A 20135-nucleotide genomic window follows, 5' to 3' on the forward strand; every position below is an offset into this window, starting at 1 on the left:
GACGATTGAGGTTGGGCCGGCCCTAATGCGGAAACGGCCAGATGATGAGTTTCTCGCGGATCAACCGCCAAAGCGCGTTCAGCCCGTGCGGCTCGATGATCAGGAAAAAGATGATCAGCGAGCCGACGATCATGATGTTGAGATGTTCCAGCAGCGCCGATTCCACGTGGATGCCCAGCGCCGAGGGCACGGTATTGAGCACAACCGGCAGGCCGACGATGAGGATCGCGCCCAGGTAATTGCCGAGGATCGACCCCAGCCCGCCGATGATGGCGATGAACAGCACGCGGAAGCTGAGCGGGATATCGAAGAGGTTCGGCTCCGCCGCGCCGCGCCACATGAAGACGAAAAGCGCCCCGGCGACACCAACGATATAGGAGGAGATCGCGAAGGCGGTGAGCTTCGACTTCATCAGGTTGATCCCGATCAGCTCTGCCGCGATGTCCATGTCCCGCGTCGCCTTCCAGGTGCGGCCGAGGTTGCCGCGGGTCAGGTTGATGGCGAGGTAGGTCAGCACGCAGACGATGGCGAGCACCAGATAATATTGCGTGATCGAGCTCGCCTGCGGCCCGGCCACGTAGAGGCCGAAGATGTCGAGGTTCGGCACCTGGATCGCGCCGGAGGCGTTGTAATTGTAGAGCCAAGCCCATTTCTCGAAGAGCCAGACGAGGAAGAACTGCGCCGCGAGCGTCGCAATCGCGAGGTAGAAGCCCTTGATCCGCAGGCTGGGGATACCGAACATCACGCCCACGCCCGCCGAGAACAGACCCGAGAGCAGGATCGCGACCACCGGGTTCATCCAGGGCATCAGCGTGATCATCTTGTAGCACGCGTAGGCGCCGACCCCCATGAAGGCGCCGGTGCCGAGCGAGAGCTGCCCGGCGTATCCGGTGAGGATGTTCAGCCCGAGGGCGGCCAGCGCATAGATGAGGATTGGCGTCAGCAGCGTCTGGAACGCGAATTCACTTGCCGTGAGCGGGAAGATCACCCAGGCGCAGAGCAGGACAATCCCGAGCAGAAAGGCATCCTGCTTGATCGGGAACAGCGCCTGATCGGCCCGGTAGGAGGTCTTGAACTGACCGGCGGTGCGATAGAGCATCAGGCGGTTTCCTCGGTATCGGCGTATTTCTCGGGCTCACGGACCTGCTCGGGGACCGCCCGCTTGGGTGGCTTCGCATAGCCCGTCGCCTCGGTGTGCCGCACCAGCCACATGTAGGCCCAGATCCCCGCTCCGGCGCCGAGGATCGCGAGGACCAGCGCGATCATGAGATGCCCGGTCTTCTCGCCGTTCGCCGTCAATGCCAGGTACCCGAAGGCCCAAAACCCGGACCAGGCCACCACGTTCAGTATCGCAACCAGCTTCGCCAATTTCCCGTCCTTCCCGGCTTTCTCAGCCTCCCGCCGGGACGGTTCGCGCACCGTCGCGACAGGGTGAATTCGTCGTCATCGCCCAATCTGCACCGGAGGCCGCGTCGCGGCCTCCGGCGCGTGAAGTCTCACACCCTCTCGATTATCTTCTCGCCGAAGAGCCCTTGCGGCCGGAAGAGCAACACGATCAGCGCGAGCACATAGGCGAACCAGCTTTCCGTATTGCCGCCGAGCAGCGGGCCGCCCCAGTAGATCTCGAAGAGTTTCTCCAGCATGCCGATCATCAACCCGCCGATGATCGCACCGGTGATCGATTCCAGCCCGCCCAGCATGAGGACGGGAAGCGCCTTGTAGGCGATGACCTCCAGCGCGAAGGAGACGCCCGCGCGGCTGCCCCAGGCGATGCCCGTGACCAGCGCGATGATCCCGGCGATGAACCATACGAGCACCCAGACGGTCTGCAGAGAGATGCCGACCGAGAGCGCCGCCTGGTGATCGTCCCCGAGCGCGCGGATGGCGCGGCCCATGCGCGTGCGGTTGAGAAAGAGCAGCAGCCCCAGCACCAGCAGGCCGGCGACGACTACCGCCGTGATATCGATATGCTGCAGGATCAGGAGCCCGCCGAACGGTTCCAGCACCACGTCGCCGGTGGGTATGCCGAGATCCGCGGTGATCATCTGCTTGTTCTCGCCGCCGAAGATGATCTCGCCGAAGCCGATCAGGAACAGCGTGATGCCGATGGTTGCCATGAAGAGGATGATGTCGGGCTGGCCCACTAGGGGCCGCAGGACGACCCGTTCGACCGTCACCGCCAATCCGAACATTACGCCGAGCGTGAGGGCGACGGAGATCCAGGCCGGCACGCCCATTTCGTGCAGCCCGACCAGCGTGAGCGCGGCGAAGACCACCATGATGCCCTGCGCGAAATTGAAGATGCGGCTTGAGCGGTAGATCAGCACGAAGCCGAGTGCGATCAGGGCGTAGAGAACGCCGGAGACCAGCCCCTCCCAGAGCACCTGCATGAGGAAATCGGGCGCGGAGACCATGTCCGCGAAGGGCGCCACGAAGATCTTGTTCAGGAGTTCCATGGGCCATGCTCCTTGACACGGTTGGAGTTCGCGCCGCCGCGTTCGGGGACCGGCACAGTGACGTCGCCGCTCCGGATGCAGCGGGTGCTGCAACCAAGCCCGAGCGAGCCCGCGATTTGCGTCGACTCACTCATGCGGCACCCCCAGGTAGGCGTCGATCACGTCCTGGCTGGACCGCACCTCGTCCGGCGTGCCGTCGCCGATCTTCTTGCCGTAGTCCATCACCACCACGCGGTCGGAGAGGTCCATCACCACGCCCATGTCATGCTCGATGAGCGCGATGGTGGTGCCGAATTCGTCGTTCACATCGAGGATGAAGCGGGACATGTCCTCTTTCTCCTCAACGTTCATCCCCGCCATCGGCTCGTCGAGCAGCAAGAGCGACGGCTCCGCGGCCAGTGCGCGGGCCAGTTCCACCCGCTTCTTGAGGCCGTAAGGGAGACGCCCCACCGGCGTCTTGCGGATCGCCTGGATTTCCAGAAAGTCGATGATCTTCTCGACCTGCTCTCGGTTGTGGACTTCCTCCGCCTCGGCCTTGCCCCACCAGAGCGCCTGATCCCAGATCGACGCGTGCATGTGGGTCAGCCGCCCCGTCATGACGTTGTCGAGCACCGTCATCCCTTCGAAGAGCGCGATGTTCTGGAAGGTCCGCCCGACGCCCTGACGGGCAACCTCGTAGGGTTTCATCGGCGGACGCGGCGCGCCGCGGTACCAGACCTCGCCCTCCTGCGGATGGTAGAACCCGCTGATGACGTTGAGCATCGAGGATTTGCCGGCGCCGTTCGGCCCGATGATCGCCCGGATCTCCCCCTCGCGAATGTCGAAGGAAATGTCCTTGATCGCCACCACCCCGCCGAAGCGCAGGGTGATGTTCTTCATCTCCATCAGCACGCCGCCGATCTGGCGGCCGTCCTCGGTGACGTGTGGCTCTATGGTGTCCTTCATTCGGCCGCCACCTTCTGCTGGTGTTTCGGTGTCACCGTCGCGGCGTCCACGAGTTGCAGGGTCGCCGAGATGCTGCCCTTCCGGCCGTCCTCGTAGGTGACTTCGGTGGTGGTCGAGATCTGTTCGGACCCGTCGTAAAGCGCGGTGATCAGGTCGTCGTATTTCTCCTCGATCATTCCGCGGCGCACCTTGCGCGTCCGGGTCATCTCCCCGTCGTCGGCGTCCAGTTCCTTGTGCAGCACGAGGAACCGGTGAATCTGACAGGCCGACAGCATCTCGTCCTGCGCGACGGATGCGTTGACCTCCTCCACATGCGACTTGATCGTCTCGAGCACGCGGGGATGGCCCGCGAGTTCCTGGTAGGAGGCATAGGCGATGTTGTTCCGCTCCGCCCAGTTGCCCACCGCCGTCAGGTCGATATTGATGAAGGCGGTGCAGCGGTCCCGCCCGTTGCCGAAGACGACCGCCTCCAGGATGTCGGGATAGAACTTCAGCTTGTTCTCGACATACTTGGGCGCGAACATATGGCCGTCCGCCATTTTGCCCACGTCCTTTGCGCGGTCGATGATCCGCAGGTGCCCGCTTGCCTCCTCGAAGAAGCCGGCATCGCCCGTGGCGACCCAGCCCTCGGCGTCCTTCGTGGAAGCGGTGCTCTCCGGGTTCTTGTAATACTCCACGAAGACGCCGGGAGAGCGGTAGTAGATCTCGCCATTGTCGGCGATCTTGATCTCCACGCCGGGCGAGGTGATCCCGACCGTGTCGGCGCGTACCTCGTGGTCCGGCTGCTGGGTGATGAAGACGCTGGCCTCGGTCTGGCCGTAGAGCTGCTTGAGGTTGATGCCGAGCGAGCGATAGAAGTCGAAAATCTCCGGCCCGATCGCCTCCCCGGCGGTATAGCCCACCCGCACCCGGCTGAACCCGAGCGTGTTCTTCAGCGGCCCGTAGACCGCCATCTCCCCCAGGGCGTAGCGCAACCTGTCCAGCAGCCCCACGGGTTTGCCGTCGAGAATCGCCGGTCCGACCCGGTTCGCCAGCGCCATGTAGTGCCGGTAGAGCCAGCGCTTGACCGAGCCGGCGTCTTCCATGCGGATCGTCACGCTGGTGAGCTGGCTCTCGAACACCCGTGGCGGAGCGAAGTAATAGGTGGGCGCGATCTCGCGGAGATCGGTCATCATCGTGTCGGCGCTCTCGGGGCAGTTCACGCAGAACCCGTTCCAGTAGGCCTGTCCGACGGAGAAGATGAAATCGCCGACCCAGGCCATCGGCAGGTAGGCCAGGATCTCCTCTTTCGACCCGAGGCCGTCGAAGGCACTGGAGTTTTTTGCTGTCTCGATGATGTTGCGGTTCGACAGCACGACCCCTTTGGGTTTGCCCGTCGTGCCGGAGGTATACAGCATCACGCAGGTGGACTCGTAATCCAGCTCCGCTTCGCGACGGTGCAACTCGTCCTCGTGGCGGTAATGCGAGGCCTTGCCCTCGTCGCGGATATCGCTCAGCCAGTTCAGGTGCTCGTGGTCGTATTTCCGCATCCCGCGCTTGTCGTGATAGAGCACGTGGTCGATCTGGTGCAGCTCGTCCTGCACGTCGATGACCTTGTCCACCTGCTCCTGATCGCCGCAGACCACGAAACGCGCGCCGCAATGCCCCAGCACGTAGGCCATCTCTTCGGCGACGGCGTCCTGATAGAGCGGCACCGGCACCGCGCCGCACATCTGCGCCGCCACCATCGCCCAGTAGTGATCCGGCCGGTTGCGACCGATGATGGCGACGTGGTCTCCCCGCTCCATGCCGAGCGCGAGAAACCCCATGGCCAGCCATTCGATTTCCTGGAGCGTTTCGGCCCAGGTCCAGCTTTGCCAGATTCCGTATTCCTTTTCGCGATAGGCGGTGCGCGCGCTGAAATCGCGTGCGTTGCGCCGCAGAAGCGCAGGAACAGAGCACAGATCGCCCGGAGGCGTCGTGGTCGCAGTCAAAAGATGTCCTCCCCTGGTGCCGTTTCGACACCTCGGCCTTTTCCGGCCTGCGCCCACTATAGGACGGCGATTTGGGGACTCGTCAAATATTTTTTGAACATACGTTCAAATACTCGCCGATGCGCCGGGAAAACACGGGCGCCGCGCATCATGGAAAGCCTGCAACAGTCTGGGAGCAGATGACCGGCAAGACGGCAATTGGACTACGGACGGCGGCGCCAATCCGGTATCGTGATGCCGCAATTACGCAGACAACGAGGCCGTCACGAATGATTGACCGACGCCATCTTCTCCTTTCCGCAACAGCGGCCGCCGTGCCGCTGCCGGCGCTTGCCGCTTCGGACTCATCCGCCCGGCTTCCGAAAAAGTTCCGTCCCCAGATCGTATCCGCCCCTGCCGAGTTGGCGGCGGGCGAGATCCATGTCGTCCCCGACGACCATTTCCTTTACTGGACTCTCGGTGACGGCAAGGCGCGGCGCTACGGGATCGCCGTTGGTGCGCCCGGGCGCAATTTCAAGGGCGTGGCGCATGTGCGGCGCAAGGCGGAATGGCCGAGCTGGACGCCGACGGCGGATATGATCCGCAAGGAGCCGAGTGTCTACGGCAAGTGGAGAAACGGGCTTCCCGGCGGGCATGAGAAAAACCCCATGGGGTCGCGCGCGCTCTATCTCTACCAGGGGAACCGCGACACGCTCTACCGTATCCACGGCACGCCGCAGCCCTGGACCATCGGGCGCTCCTTCTCCTCCGGCTGCATCCGGTTGCAGAACCCGCATGTGGAAGAGCTCTACGCCCATGTTCCGCTCGGGACGCGGGTGGTCGTCTACTGAGCCGCGGTCACCGCAACGGCAATGATCGCGCGACGCGGCGCCAACGGCGCCGAAGCCGCCCTGCGGATCAGTGGAAGGTCACGTTGGTACCCACGGGCACGCGCTCGTAGAGGTCGATGACCTGATCGTTGGCAAGCCGGATACATCCTGACGAGACCGACCGGCCAATGGTCCAGGGCTGCGGCGTGCCGTGGATGCGATACCGGGTGTCCCTGCCGCCGCGGTAGAGGTAGAGCGCCCGGGCACCGAGCGGATTGTCCGGCCCGCCCTCCATGCCACCGGCCCATTTGGAATAGACCTCCGGTTCGCGGCGGATCATGTTCGCCGTCGGTGTCCAGCTCGGCCATTCCGACTTGCGACCGACGTAGACGGAGCCGGACAGGTTGCGCCCCTCTTCGCCGATGGCGACCCCGTAACGGATCGCCTGCTCGCCCTCCAGGATGAGGTAGAGGAAGTGCCGTCCCAACTCGATATGGATGTCCCCGGGCAGGAATCCGGCGCGCACGCGCACCACCTGGGCCCGAAATTCGTCCGCGAGTTCGAAGTCCTGCGCAGCACGCGAAATGCCCGGAGCGGACAAGGCCGCAGCGGCCCCGAGAAGAAAATGACGTCTGGCTGGCATCGGAAATCTCCGGGTTTGTCCTGGGAAAACGTTGTCACGCAATACGTTGGGCGGGAGTCTGCCATTGCAGCCGCCGCGAGGCAACCCGCCCGCATCGGCACGCGGCTTCCTTACTTGCGCCACAGTTTTACCGTGTCATTTATGTCGGGGTCGGGGCAAGGATGCGGAGAACCGGGGATGGCACTCGGCACAATCGCAGACATGGCCGTCTGGATTCACTTCATGGGGCTGATTCCGGGGCTGCTCTATGCGCTTGCCGCCGACGCAACCGCGCTGCAGAGCCTTCGGCGTCCGCTGGCGCAGGCCGAAATCCAGCGACTCGTCGATTATCACCGGATCATTTCCATCGCATTGGTGCTTCTCTGGGCGAGCGGCCTCACCCTGATCTGGCTGAAGCTCGGCCCCGGCGGCGGCACGCTGACGCCGAAGCTGATGGTGAAGATCGCGGTCGTTCTGATGCTGACGGCCAATGCCACGGCCATCGGACAGATCGGCCTTTCGACCATGGCGGCGCGGCGCGAGCAGCGTTTCGGCGACCTTCCGGCGCGCCTGCGCCTGGGTCTGGGTGCCATTGCCGGGCTCTCGGCCGGCTGCTGGCTCTCGGCCTTCGCACTCGGAATGGTCAAACCGCTTGCGAGCATGGGGTTTGCCGACCTCGCCCTGCGCCTGGGGCCGGCGTTCCTGCTGTGCCTGCTGGCCGGGTTGGCGCTGGCCACGATCGCGCCGGATTTCGCCCGGGTGCAGGACGACGCGCCCGACGACCCCAACGCGGTGCCGCAACACTAGGCGCATGTGCAAATGGGCCCCGCGTGGCGGAGCCCATTCGATAGCCGGTGTCCTGGCATGTCGCGCGGTCAGCTGGGCGCTTTCGTCTTGCGAAGATACGGCAACACGGAGTCGAACTCGCCGAACCGTTCCTTCGCGGCGGTGTCGTCGAGCGACAGCGCGACGATCACGTCCTGCCCCATGGTCCAGTTTGCGGGCGTCGCAATCGGCGTCTCATAGCTTGCCTGAAGCGCATCCAGCGCGCGCAGTACCTCGGCGAAGTTACGCCCCACCGACATCGGGTAGGTCATCGACAATTGCAGCTTCTTGTTCGGCGCGATGATGAACACCACGCGCACCGAAGCGCTGTCCGCCGCCGTGCGCCCGTCGGGCAGGTAGGCGTCCGCGGGCAGCATGTCGAGCTGCTTGGAGATCGCCAGATCTTCGTCGGCAATGATCGGGAAGCCCACCGGGGCCTCCGCCACCTGTTCGATATCGCCGATCCACTTCATGTGTTCTTCCACGGAATCGACCGACAATCCGATCACCTTGGTATTGCGCGCCTCCCACTCTTCGGCGAGTTGTGCGACAGCGCCGAATTCGGTGGTGCAGACCGGGGTGAAGTCCTTCGGGTGGGAAAACAGGATCGCCCAGCTGTCGCCGATCCAGTCGTGGAACGAAGCGATTTCTCCCTGGCTCGTCTGCAGCTTCAGGTCGGGGATGGTGTCATTGATACGCAGGCCCATATGTCGGGTCTCCTCGTGAGAATGGAATCGATTTGAGAGTGGCTGTCTCGGCTTCTCGCGGGATTAGATATATTCTAAACTCAGGAATGAAACCCCGATCTTGCGGCCGCTGCGCACCGGTGACAGTGTGTCGCAAAAGACTTCGACGGTGAGGACACCACATGCTTGAGAAACGCCAGTTCTACATCAACGGCGCCTGGGTCGACCCCGCCACACCGCGCGACCTTCCGGTGATTGATCCTTCCACGGAGGAGGAGGTTGCCGTCATCTCCCTCGGCGACAGCGCCGACACCGATGCCGCCGTGGCCGCCGCCAATGCCGCCTTCCCCGATTGGTCGCAGACCGACCCCGCCGACCGGATCGCGCTGGTCGAGAAGGTCCTTGAGATCTACGAGCGCCGGTTCGAGGAAATGGCGCAGGCAATGACGCTGGAGATGGGCGCGCCGATCACCCTTTCGCGCGAGGAACAGGCGCCGTCGGGCACCGGCCACATCAAGGGGTTTCTCCGCTCCGCGAAGACCTTCGACTACGTGCGGATGCTGCGCGACAATGCGCCGAACGACCGTATCATCATGGACCCGATCGGAACCGTGGCGATGATAACGCCGTGGAACTGGCCGATGAACCAGGTCACGCTCAAGGTCATCCCGGCGCTGCTGACCGGCTGCACCATGGTTCTGAAGCCGTCGGAAATCGCGCCGCTCTCCTCGCTGCTCTTCACCGAGTTCCTGGACGAGGCGGGCGTGCCTGCCGGGGTTTACAACATGGTGAACGGCGATGGTGCGGGCGTGGGCAGCCAGCTGTCCGCGCATCCCGGCATCGACATGGTGAGTTTCACCGGCTCCACCCGCGCCGGTATCGCGATTTCCAAGGCTGCTGCGGACACGATCAAGCGTGTGAGCCTCGAACTTGGCGGCAAGGGCGCGAACCTGGTCTTTGCCGATGCCGACGAGGAAGCCGTGCGCCGAGGCGTTGCGCACATGATGGAAAACACCGGCCAATCCTGCAATGCGCCGTCGCGGATGCTGGTCGAGCGGTCGATCTACGACGACGCGGTGGACATGGCGCGAGAGGCGGCTGAAAACACCGCCGTCGCGTCCGCGCACGAGGACGGCCCGCATATCGGCCCGCTGGTGAGCCAGATGCAGTGGGACAAGGTGCAGGGGCTGATCCAGACGGGGATCGACGAAGGCGCCCGCCTCGTGACCGGCGGGCTCGGCCGTCCGGAAGGGCTCAACCGTGGGTATTTCGCGCGTCCGACCATCTTCGCGGATGTGACCAACGACATGACCATTGCCCGCGAGGAGATCTTCGGGCCGGTGCTGTCGATGATCCCGTTCGATACCGAGGAGGACGCGATCCGGATTGCGAACGACACCGTCTATGGCCTGACGAATTACGCGCAGACGCAGGACCCGGACCGGCTCGTCCGGATGGCCCGGAAACTGCGCTCCGGCATGGTGCATCTGAACGGCAAGTCCCGGTCCGGCGGCTCGCCCTTCGGAGGGGTAAAGCAATCGGGCAACGGCCGCGAGGGCGGCGTCTGGGGGCTGGAGGACTACGTCGAGGTGAAAGCCGTCGGCGGCTACCCGGCCGACCGCGCGTAGGCCGGCAACTCACCAAAATGGCGTCGGGCCCGTCCGCGGGGCGGCGAAGACAGGTGCGCCAGGGCCGGCGGTTGCCGTGCCCGTGGGCGCGTGGACCCGGGTAGGCCTCACCCGGGCTGCGGGCGGCATAGCCCCGGTTGCCGCCCCTGCTATCCGGCGCTCAGAACGGGCAGGTCGCAGAAAACCCCACCCGCGCGCCGCCATCCGGATGCCGCAGGCTGAGCATTTCGGCGTGCAGCATCAATCGGGGCGATTGCGCGGCCGCTCCTGTTGAATAGAGGGGATCCCCCAGGATTGGGTGGCCGATCTCGGCCAGATGCACCCGCAACTGATGGCTGCGCCCGGTTTCTGGGCGGAGTTCCAGACGCGCCGAACCCGCGTATCGCTCGAGCACCCGCCAGTGGGTCACGGCGGGCTTGCCGCGGTCGACATCCACCATCTGGCGCGGCCGGTTCGGCCAGTCCGCGATCAGTGGCAGCGCCACGGTCCCGGCGTCGGCATCGGGCTGGCCCGCAACGAGAGCGATATAGCGCTTCTCCGTATGGCGCCGCTCGAACTGAAGCCCGAGGTGCCGTTGCGCGGATTTCCGTCGGGCAAAGACCATGACGCCGGAGGTGTCGCGGTCCAGCCGGTGCACCAGAAGCGTGCCGGGATACGCCGCGTCCAGCCGCGCCAGAAGGCAATCGGCGAGGTCCGCTCCCTTGCCCGGGACGGACAGGAGCCCGGAGGGCTTGTCGACCACCAGCAGGTCCGCATCCGCATGCAGGATGACCAAGGGATCGCGCGGCGGGTCGTAGGCTGTGCTCACGGCTCTTGCGGGACCCCGTCCGCGATGTCGTAGTAGTCGCCCTTGTCCGCGGTGAAGATGTGCTTTTCCAACCGCAGCCCCGTCGGTCCGTCGAGAGACCCGAGCGACACCGACATCAACCGCTCGTCCAGATGCCGCCAGAACAGGAACGACCCGCATTGCGGACAGAACCCGCGGCGGGCCCGATCGCTGGCCGCATACCAGCGCACCGGGCCGGTGATCGTCACGGCCTCGGCCGGCGCTTGCGCCGAGGCCCAGACATGCCCGGACTGCCGCCGGCACTGGCCGCAATGGCACGCGGACACACCCGTGAGCGGCGCGCCGACGTCGTAGCGCACGGCACCGCACAGGCAGCTCCCCCGATATGTTTCACCGGCCATTGGCAAAGACCCCTCGCAGGATGCGGCCGAGGCCGGCCGCGTCTTCGGCGTCAAAGGCTGCGGGGCGGTCGCTGTCAATATCGAGTACGCCGATCAATGCGCCGCCGGCATCCCGAACCGGCAGCACGATCTCGGAACGCGTCGTGGAGGAACATGCGATGTGACCGTCGAATGCCTCGACGTCATCCACGATCTGCACGTCGCCCGTCCGTGCCGCCGCACCGCAGACGCCGCGCGCGAAGGGAATGATGAGGCATCCATGCCCTCCCTGGTAGGGGCCGATCTTCAGCAGGCCCGGTGCCACGACCCGGTAAAACCCGGTCCAGTCGAAGCGTTCGTCCGCGTGGTGCAACTCGCAGGCAACGGTCGCCATGAGCGCCACCACGTCGTCCTCGCCCTCCGTGAGAGCGAGGATCGTCTTTTCGAGCTGCGGATAGCTCGCGCGCATCAAGGCCGCTCGATCGCGATGGCGGTTCCCTCGCCGCCACCGATGCAGATCGCCGCGACACCGCGTTTCAGGCCGCGTTTCTCCAGTGCGTTGAGCAGAGTGACCATGATCCGCGCACCCGATGCGCCGACGGGATGCCCGAGCGCGCAGGCACCGCCGTTCACGTTCAGCCGTTCGCGCGGCACGCCGATCTCCCGCATGAAGGCCATCGGAACGACGGCAAACGCCTCGTTGACCTCCCACAGATCGACGTCCTCGACCGACCAGCCGATTTTCTGCAAGAGCTTTTGCGCCGCCGGTACCGGCGCGGTGGTGAACCATCCGGGCGCCTGCGCATGGGTGGCGTGCCCCAGGATGCGCGCGCGCACCGGCAATCCGCTGTCCTCCGACGCCAGCACCAGCGCCGCGGCGCCGTCCGAGATCGACGAGGAATTGGCCGGCGTCACCGTGCCCCCCTCGCGAAACGCGGGTTTCAAATGCGGGATTTTCTCAGGACGGGCGGTGGCCGGCTGCTCGTCCTCGATCACGTCGATGTCTCCCTTGCGCCCGCGCACCGTGACCGGCGTGATCTCACCATCGAACGCCCCGTCCTTCTGCGCGGCCAGCGCGTTGGACAGCGAACCGAGCGCATACTCGTCCTGCGCCTCGCGGGTGAACTGGTAGTGCTCGGCGCAATCCTCGGCGAATGTCCCCATGAGCCGGCCCTTGTCGTAGGAATCCTCAAGCCCATCGAGGAACATCGAATCCTGCACGGCCTGGTGGCCAATCCGGGCGCCGCTGCGCATCTTGGGTAGCAGGTACGGCGCGTTGGTCATGCTTTCCATGCCGCCCGCGGCGATCACCGACGCCTGACCGAGCGCGATCTGGTCGAAGGCGATCATCGCCGCCTTCATGCCGGACCCGCACATCTTGTTGAGCGTCGTCGCGGGCACGTCCTCTGCGAGCCCGGCCCCGAAACCGGCCTGGCGCGCCGGCGCCTGCCCCTGCCCCGCAGGCAGAACACATCCCATCAGAACCTCGTCCACCGATTCGACCCCGGCCTGTTCGAGCGATGCCTTCAACGCCTGGGCCCCCAGAACCGGTGCAGGCACGGAGGCAAAAACACCCTGGAAACCTCCCATTGGCGTGCGGGCCGCCCCCGAAATAACGACATTCTTCATTTCTTCCTCCCACTCATTTTGCACCTGCATACCGAATGGTAAGCTTTTGCGTCCAGCGTTGGCGCAGATGACGGAGCGTAGCGGAGGCGCTGCATGGATTTCGAGACTCGGCAATCGGGCGGGACACTGCAGATCGATGTCCTGGCATCGCGGATCGATGCCGCCTGCGCGATCCAGTTCAAGGACCGGATGCGGGAGCTCTGCGCGGGTGGTCCGGCGCGCGTCATCTTGAACCTGCAGCGTGTCGACTTCCTCGACTCTTCGGGGCTCGGGGCGGTGGTCGCCGCGATGAAATACCTCGGCTGCGACCGGTCCATGGAACTCGCGGGTCTCACACCGAAGGTCCGGAAGGTGTTCCGGCTAACCCGGATGGACTCGGTTTTCACCATTCACGCATCGGTCGAAGAGGCATTCGGCAACGGGAGCTCCGTCGCTTGATGTGCAAGCAAGGAGCCGCCGGCACGACCGAATATGACCGGCGCACCAGAGCCTCCTGCCGCGCATACCCCTACACCTGCACGTCGGGTGACACCGTGTCGGGGCGACCGGGGAAGCTTGCGGATGCGCGTGCGTTCCGAGAGGGGAAAGCGCCGATCCGGGAGCGAATCACCTGCACCCCGCAGGAGGTACGCCACGCGACAATCCGAATGATCCAGGTTCTTGCGAGCTACGGGCTGTCTGTCGAAGACTGCGTTCGCGCCGAAGTCGTGCTGGCAGAGGTCATGAACAACGTCACGGAGCATGCCTTTCGGTGCCGCCTGCCCGGCTTTCTCTCCGTGAGTATCCTGCGCGACGGCAGATCGCTGTGCGTCACGGTCGAAGACAACGGCGCGCCCATGCCGGGCAACTGCCTGCCACAAGGCCACCCGCAAGACCTGACAGTTGACCTGGGTGATCTGCCCGAAGGCGGATTCGGCTGGTATCTGATCCGGGAATTGACCGAAGACCTCTGCTACCAGCGGCGCAACGAGGTCAATCTGCTGACGTTTCGGCTAACAACCGCCGAAGAATGGTAGTCGGCGGAGCGCCTTGCCACGTCTTTGCCGCAATCGTGCCGCCAAATTGCCAGCTCGCTCGCGCAGATTGAGTCCTGTAGCTGCACAAGGCTTCCCTCGGCGTCGTGCTTTTTTCAGCCCCCACCCAATGCGCGACGTCGAGGTCTTGTCCCAGCCGCCAACGGCGACAGGTACCGAGACCACACCGCTGAAGACCACGCGCATCAGGCACGTGTTGCGGTCAGTTCAATTGGAAATGCAGAGGATAGACGCCGTCCCGAAACTCCCCGAAGAGATCCGGAAGATCGGGGTGATCCACCGGTTCGCCCGAATAGTCCGGCACAAGATTCTGTTCGGAGACATAGGCGACGTAGTAGCTCTGATCGTTTTCAGCCAGAAGATGATAGAACGGCTGCTCCTTCGCAGGCCGGCTGTCTTCCGGGATCGCATCGTACCACTCGTCGGTGTTTGAAAAGATCGCATCGACATCAAACACAACACCCCGAAACGGGTGCTTCCGATGTCGAACCACTTGACCCAAATGATATTTCGCTACACTTTTTTGCATACTGACACACTTCCCCACGCTTTATGAGTACGGCGAACGGCGTTTTGAGTCCATCCAAGACGACGTAAATTCATGGGAAACAGTGTGTGAACGCTCACTTCACAGTCCCGTTTGCGCAAGAAGACGCTTGCGACGACCTCACGCGGATGTGTCCCCGGATCGGGGGATTCCGCCGTTCCCGCCCCGAGCAATTTACCGCGCTGACGCGGTTCGCCGTTCACCCCGCCGCGAATTTCCCCTAGAATATCAAAAAAACGAGCAGACACATAATCGGATCGGACAGGCGGATGAGCAGATTGATATGCGCCTTGTGCGTCGTCATGGCCCTTGCGGGGTGCGGCGGCGGAAACAAGGTTTCTCCCCGCAACCTGGACAATGCCTGCAGCATTGCCGACCAGCGCCCGAAGTATCTCCGGGCGATGCGCAAGACCGAACGCAAATGGGGTGTGCCGGTTCCGGTGCAGATGGCGGTCATCCACCAGGAAAGCAGGTTCGACGGCGATGCGCGGACGCCGCTTCAGTGGAAACTCGGCGTCATCCCGATGGGGCGGCAGAGTTCGGCCTACGGCTACTCGCAGGCGCTCGACGCGACCTGGGACCAGTACAAGAGCGAGACGCGCAACCGTGGCGCCCGGCGTGACAACATCCGCGACGCGACCGATTTCATGGGGTGGTACATGAACAAGACGCGCGAGAAGAATGGTATCCCGCTGACGGATGCGCGCCGTCAGTATCTGGCATACCACGAGGGCTGGAACGGATATGCGCGCGGCAGTTACCGCTCCAAGACCTGGCTTGTGAACGTCGCCGGCAACGTGGGCGAACGCGCGGTGCTGTATGACCGGCAACTGCGAAGCTGCGGAAAGATCTGACCGGACCGGTGCCGGCCGCGCGCCAGACGCGATGACGGTTACTTGCGGTTATCGATCTCGCGACGGATGTCGAAAAGGCCCGCGCCCAAACGCATGCCCTTCTGCAGTTCGCCAAGGATCACCGTGGTCTGAACACCGCCACCGTCGGTGATGATCCACTGGCGCAGTTCCGTCGGGTCCGGGGTGAACACCAGCCGGATGGTGCCGTAATCGGGATGATCCGGGTCCTGGGCGACCACACTGGTCGTCTTTCCATCGGTGTCGTGCGCCACGACCATGCGCGCCTGTGCCAGGTTCACGTTCCGCTTGAGGATCAGGTTCAGCGGCGTCTGGTTGAGCGGATATTGCGTCGGGCCGGCGTTCGACTTCGCGTCGAAGATCGCCACCTGCCCGCCGCCGGCAATGACGAGCGATTCGTCCGGCGCGTTATATTCGAACCGAACCCGGCCGGGACGGTTGATGTAAATCCGACCGGTCGAGATCGTGCCGTCGCCGTTGACCTGCGTGAAGTCCCCCTGCGCGGTCTGAAAACCGTTCAGATATTGCGAAATCGCATTGAGCGAGATCTTCTCCGCCGCGGCCGGGCTGGCCGCCGCAGACGCGACGAGAGCAAGAATGAAAAACAGGCGCTTGATCATGAAACATCCCTATGTGCTCTGATCGCCCGTTGCCAGAGGCAGCCCACTCAAAGCCGCGTGACCGGGCGCGGCAGCGCCCGGCGCGCCATCGGCGTGCCGCTACGTCACGTGGAACGAGGGGCTCGGCAGGTGGATCTGCCTACGCCTGCTCCGGGACCAGGATTTCCCGTTTCCCCACGTGGTTGGAGGCGCTGACGAGACCCTCGTCCTCCATCTGTTCTACAAGGCGCGCCGCCTTGTTGTAGCCGATCGCCAGCTTGCGCTGGATGTAGGAGGTGGAGCACTTGCGGTCCTTGATGACGATCTGCACCGCCTGATCGTAAAGCGCATCCTCGCCGTCGGTATTCCCGCCGAGGCCAAGAACGAGGTCGATATCGCTTTCCTTGTCCTCGTCCGGACCGTCCACGACACCGCCAACGTAATCGGGCGGGCCAAAGGACTTGAGGTGGTTGACGATCTCCTCGACTTCCTCGTCGGAAACGAAGGGGCCGTGTACGCGGGTGAGCTTCCCGCCGCCGGCCATGTAGAGCATGTCCCCCATGCCCAGGAGCTGTTCGGCGCCCATCTCGCCCAGGATCGTGCGGCTGTCGACCTTGGAGGTGACCTGGAAGGAGATCCGGGTCGGGAAGTTGGCCTTGATCGTGCCGGTGATCACGTCCACCGAGGGCCGCTGGGTGGCCATAATGATATGGATCCCGGAGGCGCGCGCCATCTGCGCCAGGCGCTGGATGCAGGCTTCGATTTCCTTGCCGGCGACCATCATAAGGTCCGCCATCTCGTCGACGACCACCACGATGAAAGGCAGCAGTTCGGGCGCGAATTCCTCCGTCTCGAAAACGGGCTCGCCCGTCTCGTCGTCGAACCCGGTCTGGACCGTGCGCGAGAACATTTCGCCCTTGGAGAGCGCGTCGCGCACGCGGCTGTTGTAGCCCTCGATATTGCGAACGCCCATCTTGGACATCTTGCGATAGCGGTCTTCCATCTCGCCCACGACCCACTTGAGCGCCACGACCGCCTTCTTGGGGTCGGTGACGACCGGGGAGAGCAGGTGCGGGATGCCGTCATAGACGGAAAGCTCCAGCATCTTCGGGTCGATCATGATCATCCGGCATTCTTCCGGGCTGAGCCGGTAGAGCAGCGAGACGATCATCGTGTTGATGGCCACCGACTTACCGGAGCCGGTTGTCCCGGCGATCAGCAGGTGGGGCATCTTGGCGAGGTTCGCCACGACAGGCGCCCCCCCGATGTCCTTTCCAAGGGCGAGTGGCAGCGGCATGCTCGTGTCGCCGTATTCGCGCGCGGAGAGGATTTCGCGCAGCACCACCTTCTCGCGGTTGGCGTTGGGGAGTTCGATGCCGATCACGGAACGGCCGGGCACGGTGGAAACGCGGGCGGAGAGCGCCGACATCGACCGTGCGATATCGTCTGCCAGGCCGATGACGCGGCTGGCCTTGAGGCCCGGCGCGGGCTCCAACTCGTACATGGTGACAACCGGACCGGGGCGGACCGAGACGATCTCGCCTTTCACGCCGTAGTCGTCGAGCACGTTCTCCAGCATCCGCGCGTTTTCTTCCAGCGCCTCGTCGGAAAGCACGTGGCGTTCCACCGACGCGGGGTTCGTCAGCAGCGACAGGGACGGCGTTTCAAAGGCGTCCGCCTCCGCCGGTTCGAGCGCCAGTGACGGCTGAGCCTCTGCCCGGGCCTGCCGCGACGGGGTCAGTCCCTTTTTTGGCGGATGCTGCACGACGCTGCGTGCGTCTACCTCGGGCGTCGCGACCGGCGTGCCGCGGTCATGGATCCGTGGCGTCACCTGCGGACCGGAGACCGTAGCGCGCGCAACCGGTTGAGAGACTTCGGGGGCCGTATCCTCGGGCGTCTCGAATTCGTCCTCGATGGTTTCGTTGTAGTCGACGGGATCCACCGGGATCGACCTCGTATGCGATTGAACGACCGGAACCGGCGCGGCCGGTGTGTCGTCGATTTCGGCCATCGGTGCGGGCGGCACGGCGCCGGGCACCTTGAGGATCAGGGGATCCGGCTTGCGGCGGCGGACAACAGGCGGTTCGGCGCGCCCGACGTTCGACACGACGCGCGGGGCGTTGCCGCGCGCCCGCAGGCGGATCGCGTCGGCAATGCGCTCCTTGATGCGCTCTTCGCTGGGGGCCTCGAGTTCTTCGGGCGCGGGCATCTCGGACAGGACCGTCTCGGGCGCGGCTTCGGCCTGCGGCGCGCGGCGCACCAGCGAGGAGACCGAGTCGAGTAACCCGGCGCCGACCGGCCGCGCCCGCACGGGTGGTTCGCGGCGCCCAACATTGGGGGCGTCCTCGACAAATTCGTCATCGAACTCGTCCTCATCGGCGGAGAGCTCCGCCGCGGCGGCACGACGCTCCGCACGCCGTTCACCGTTCTTCGCGGCCAGCTCGCGGGCGAAAACGGCCGTTCCGGCCACGCCCATTCCGAGTGCGCGCAACAGGCCGGCGTAGAGCAGGATGACACCAACCAGGACGAAGCGTCCGCACCGGCGGAGTTCTTCCATCGTTGCGCCGCCCACGTAGAGCGCCATCGCGAGCGCCCCGACACCGACCGGCAGGGCAAGCAACTTCAGCCCGAAGCTGGCGGATATCGGCACCACGTTGAGCAGCGCCCCGAGCACGGTATCTCCAAACAGCCCGCCGAGCCCGAAACTGTGGCTCCAGGCATCGCCCGGCACGATGGTAGAGGCGTAGACGGCCGCGAGCGCCACCGCGATCGGTGCGAAGACGAGACGCCCAAGGGCGCGTTCGGTGCCGGAATGCGCAAGCAGACGGATGCCCCAGGCCAGAACGATGGCGACGATTGCCCAGCTGGCATATCCCACCACGATGAAGAGGGGGGCCGCGACGGACGCGCCGAACTTGCCCAGCATGTTCCGCACCGGCGCGTCCGTCGCCGAGAAGAATGACGGGTCCTGCGGCGCGTAGCTGGCCAGCATGGCAGCGATTGCGGCGGCGATTGCCAGCAATACGATCCCGATCAACTCGCGGCCGCGCCGTTCGATTGCCTCCTGCATGTTGCTGTCGAGGAGTGGGTCGCGCTGTCGTGTCTGATATGCCATCGGATCTTGCTGTCCTTATTGCTCGTAAAGGCAGTCGCGTAGCGCCTGAAGCCCGCGCTGCAACTCGTCCATCCCTGCCACCATCGCGACGCGGATAAACCCCTCGCCGGGGTTTGTCCCATTCACGTCGCGGCCGAAATAGGCGCCGGGAAGGACCCGCACGCCCGCTTGCTCATATGCCCGTTTCGCGGCGGCTTCGCCGTTTTCCACCGGCAACCACAGGAAGAAACCGCCCTCCGGCCCGCTGTAGCCGGGCACGCCGGACATCATCTCGTCTGCCAGGCGGTATTTCTGCTGGTAAAGCGAAAGCGACGCCGCCACATGGGCCTCGTCTGACCAAACCCGCTCCGCCACGCGTTGCAACGGCAGTGGCAACGGCGCCCCTGCATAGGCCCGAAGCTGCTTGATGCGGGCGAGGCACGCGGGCCCGCCGGCAACAAAGCCGGAGCGCAGACCCGGCAGGTTCGACCGTTTGGACAGGGAATGGAAGACAACGACACGCTCGGGATCGGCTCCCTGCGCCCGCGCCACCTGCATCGCGCCGGGTGGCGGCGCCGTGCGGTAGATCTCCGAATAGCACTCATCGGCGAAGATCCGGAAATCGTGCCGGTCCGCCAGATCGAGAAGTTGCTCCCAATAGGCCCTGTCGGCGACCGCGCCCTGTGGATTCGAGGGCGAGCAGATGTAGGCAATCGTTACCCGGTCGAGCAGGTCCGTTGGCAGGGCGGCGTAGTCCGGCAGGAACCCGGTCTCCCGCGACGCGGGCACGAAGACAGGCTCGGCGCCGGCGGTCAGCGCGGCGACGGCATAGACCTGGTAAAACGGGTTCGGTACCAGCACGGCGGGCCGCTTGCCCGCCTTGCGCTCCGGGCTGAGCGCGATCGCGGCATTGAAGAGCCCCTCGCGGGTGCCGTTCAGCACCATCACCTCGCGGTCAGGGTCCACATCGACGCCGTAGCGGCGCCCGATCCAGCCGGAGATCGCCTGGCGCAGTTCAGGCGTACCCTCGTTGGGCGGGTATTTCGCGAAGCCAGCGGTGTTTTCCGACAGCACCTCGCCCACGAAATCCGGCATCGCGTGGCGCGGTTCGCCGATGGTCATGTCAATGACCTCGCCGCCCGGCACGGATTGTGCCAGGAGCGTCCGCAGACGCGGAAAAGCGTATTCGGGAAGGTCCGAAAACCTGTCAGGGAACGTCATGCGCTCGCTTGCTGTGATCTGCCTCAAG

At 64.7% G+C, this 20135-nt stretch carries 21 protein-coding genes; 6 read left to right on the top strand and 15 right to left on the bottom strand.

Annotation, left to right across the window (positions count from 1 at the left end; all coding sequences use genetic code 11):
* Nucleotides 1-22: 22 nt before the first annotated feature.
* The 5 genes from ARC39_RS15405 to ARC39_RS15425 form a co-directional block, all read right to left on the bottom strand.
* Nucleotides 23-1099, bottom strand: coding sequence for a branched-chain amino acid ABC transporter permease (locus ARC39_RS15405; protein WP_068115732.1), 1077 nt, complete (start codon nt 1097-1099; stop codon nt 23-25).
* A complete protein-coding gene (locus ARC39_RS15410) occupies nt 1099-1368 on the bottom strand; it encodes a hypothetical protein (protein WP_068116043.1) in 270 nt (89 codons plus the stop codon). Before ARC39_RS15410 ends, ARC39_RS15405 begins: the two co-directional genes overlap by 1 nt.
* A 128-nt stretch (nt 1369-1496) precedes the next feature.
* Complete coding sequence (locus tag ARC39_RS15415) at nt 1497-2456, bottom strand: branched-chain amino acid ABC transporter permease (RefSeq protein WP_068115733.1); 960 nt, start codon at nt 2454-2456, stop codon at nt 1497-1499.
* A 126-nt stretch (nt 2457-2582) separates the two neighbouring features.
* On the bottom strand, nt 2583-3401 hold the full coding sequence (locus ARC39_RS15420) for an ABC transporter ATP-binding protein (protein WP_068115734.1): 819 nt from the start codon (nt 3399-3401) through the stop codon (nt 2583-2585).
* The gene (locus ARC39_RS15425; protein WP_068115735.1) at nt 3398-5374 is read right to left on the bottom strand and encodes a long-chain fatty acid--CoA ligase; all 1977 of its coding nucleotides are present in this window, start codon (nt 5372-5374) and stop codon (nt 3398-3400) included. Before ARC39_RS15425 ends, ARC39_RS15420 begins: the two co-directional genes overlap by 4 nt.
* 269 nt (nt 5375-5643) lie before the next feature.
* On the opposite strand from ARC39_RS15425, the gene ARC39_RS15430 reads away from it, so the two are divergent.
* Complete coding sequence (locus ARC39_RS15430) at nt 5644-6204, top strand: L,D-transpeptidase (protein WP_068115736.1); 561 nt, start codon at nt 5644-5646, stop codon at nt 6202-6204.
* Nucleotides 6205-6271: 67 nt separating this feature from the next.
* On the opposite strand, the gene ARC39_RS15435 is transcribed toward ARC39_RS15430, so the two are convergent.
* Nucleotides 6272-6826, bottom strand: a complete 555-nt coding sequence (locus ARC39_RS15435; RefSeq protein WP_068115737.1) for a L,D-transpeptidase — start codon at nt 6824-6826, stop codon at nt 6272-6274.
* Between the two features lie 177 nt (nt 6827-7003).
* Between ARC39_RS15435 and ARC39_RS15440 the strand changes: the two genes are divergently transcribed.
* Complete coding sequence (locus ARC39_RS15440) at nt 7004-7612, top strand: hypothetical protein (RefSeq protein WP_068115738.1); 609 nt, start codon at nt 7004-7006, stop codon at nt 7610-7612.
* 68 nt (nt 7613-7680) lie between these two features.
* On the opposite strand, the gene ARC39_RS15445 is transcribed toward ARC39_RS15440, so the two are convergent.
* Nucleotides 7681-8337, bottom strand: a complete 657-nt coding sequence (locus tag ARC39_RS15445; RefSeq protein ID WP_068115739.1) for a peroxiredoxin — start codon at nt 8335-8337, stop codon at nt 7681-7683.
* Nucleotides 8338-8498: 161 nt separating this feature from the next.
* Between ARC39_RS15445 and ARC39_RS15450 the strand changes: the two genes are divergently transcribed.
* Nucleotides 8499-9944, top strand: a complete 1446-nt coding sequence (locus ARC39_RS15450) for an aldehyde dehydrogenase family protein (RefSeq protein ID WP_068115740.1) — start codon at nt 8499-8501, stop codon at nt 9942-9944.
* A 160-nt stretch (nt 9945-10104) separates the two neighbouring features.
* On the opposite strand, the gene ARC39_RS15455 is transcribed toward ARC39_RS15450, so the two are convergent.
* From ARC39_RS15455 to ARC39_RS15470, 4 genes are read right to left on the bottom strand one after another with little or no spacing between them, the layout of a single operon-like run.
* On the bottom strand, nt 10105-10752 hold the full coding sequence (locus ARC39_RS15455) for an RluA family pseudouridine synthase (protein WP_068115741.1): 648 nt from the start codon (nt 10750-10752) through the stop codon (nt 10105-10107).
* On the bottom strand, nt 10749-11132 hold the full coding sequence (locus ARC39_RS15460; protein WP_068115742.1) for a GFA family protein: 384 nt from the start codon (nt 11130-11132) through the stop codon (nt 10749-10751). Before ARC39_RS15460 ends, ARC39_RS15455 begins: the two co-directional genes overlap by 4 nt.
* Complete coding sequence (locus tag ARC39_RS15465; protein ID WP_068115743.1) at nt 11122-11580, bottom strand: GAF domain-containing protein; 459 nt, start codon at nt 11578-11580, stop codon at nt 11122-11124. The genes ARC39_RS15460 and ARC39_RS15465 overlap by 11 nt, the downstream gene beginning before the upstream one ends.
* The gene (locus ARC39_RS15470) at nt 11580-12740 is read right to left on the bottom strand and encodes a thiolase family protein (protein WP_068115744.1); all 1161 of its coding nucleotides are present in this window, start codon (nt 12738-12740) and stop codon (nt 11580-11582) included. Before ARC39_RS15470 ends, ARC39_RS15465 begins: the two co-directional genes overlap by 1 nt.
* Before the next feature lie 93 nt (nt 12741-12833).
* Between ARC39_RS15470 and ARC39_RS15475 the strand changes: the two genes are divergently transcribed.
* Nucleotides 12834-13178, top strand: a complete 345-nt coding sequence (locus ARC39_RS15475) for an STAS domain-containing protein (RefSeq protein WP_068115745.1) — start codon at nt 12834-12836, stop codon at nt 13176-13178.
* Nucleotides 13178-13756, top strand: coding sequence for an ATP-binding protein (locus ARC39_RS15480; RefSeq protein WP_068115746.1), 579 nt, complete (start codon nt 13178-13180; stop codon nt 13754-13756). Before ARC39_RS15475 ends, ARC39_RS15480 begins: the two co-directional genes overlap by 1 nt.
* Nucleotides 13757-13976: 220 nt before the next feature.
* On the opposite strand, the gene hspQ is transcribed toward ARC39_RS15480, so the two are convergent.
* Nucleotides 13977-14303: a heat shock protein HspQ gene (gene hspQ, locus ARC39_RS15485; RefSeq protein WP_068115747.1), complete on the bottom strand. Its 327-nt coding sequence runs from the start codon at nt 14301-14303 to the stop codon at nt 13977-13979.
* 287 nt (nt 14304-14590) lie between these two features.
* Between hspQ and ARC39_RS15490 the strand changes: the two genes are divergently transcribed.
* Nucleotides 14591-15175 carry a transglycosylase SLT domain-containing protein gene (locus tag ARC39_RS15490; protein WP_068115748.1) on the top strand — a complete coding sequence of 195 codons (585 nt, stop codon included), beginning with the start codon at nt 14591-14593 and terminating at the stop codon, nt 15173-15175.
* Nucleotides 15176-15213: 38 nt separating this feature from the next.
* Here ARC39_RS15490 and ARC39_RS15495 read toward each other — a convergent pair whose 3' ends face one another.
* The 3 genes from ARC39_RS15495 to ARC39_RS15505 form a co-directional block, all read right to left on the bottom strand.
* The gene (locus tag ARC39_RS15495; RefSeq protein ID WP_068115749.1) at nt 15214-15813 is read right to left on the bottom strand and encodes a LolA family protein; all 600 of its coding nucleotides are present in this window, start codon (nt 15811-15813) and stop codon (nt 15214-15216) included.
* Nucleotides 15814-15952: 139 nt separating this feature from the next.
* Nucleotides 15953-18907: a DNA translocase FtsK gene (locus ARC39_RS15500; protein ID WP_068115750.1), complete on the bottom strand. Its 2955-nt coding sequence runs from the start codon at nt 18905-18907 to the stop codon at nt 15953-15955.
* 15 nt (nt 18908-18922) lie between these two features.
* Entirely contained in the window at nt 18923-20107 is a 1185-nt protein-coding gene (locus ARC39_RS15505; RefSeq protein ID WP_068115751.1) for an aminotransferase class I/II-fold pyridoxal phosphate-dependent enzyme, read from the bottom strand.
* Between the last annotated feature and the right edge of the window lie 28 nt (nt 20108-20135).

The sequence above is a fragment of the Tropicimonas marinistellae genome (genome assembly GCF_001509585.1).
Taxonomy (GTDB): domain Bacteria; phylum Pseudomonadota; class Alphaproteobacteria; order Rhodobacterales; family Rhodobacteraceae; genus Tropicimonas; species Tropicimonas marinistellae.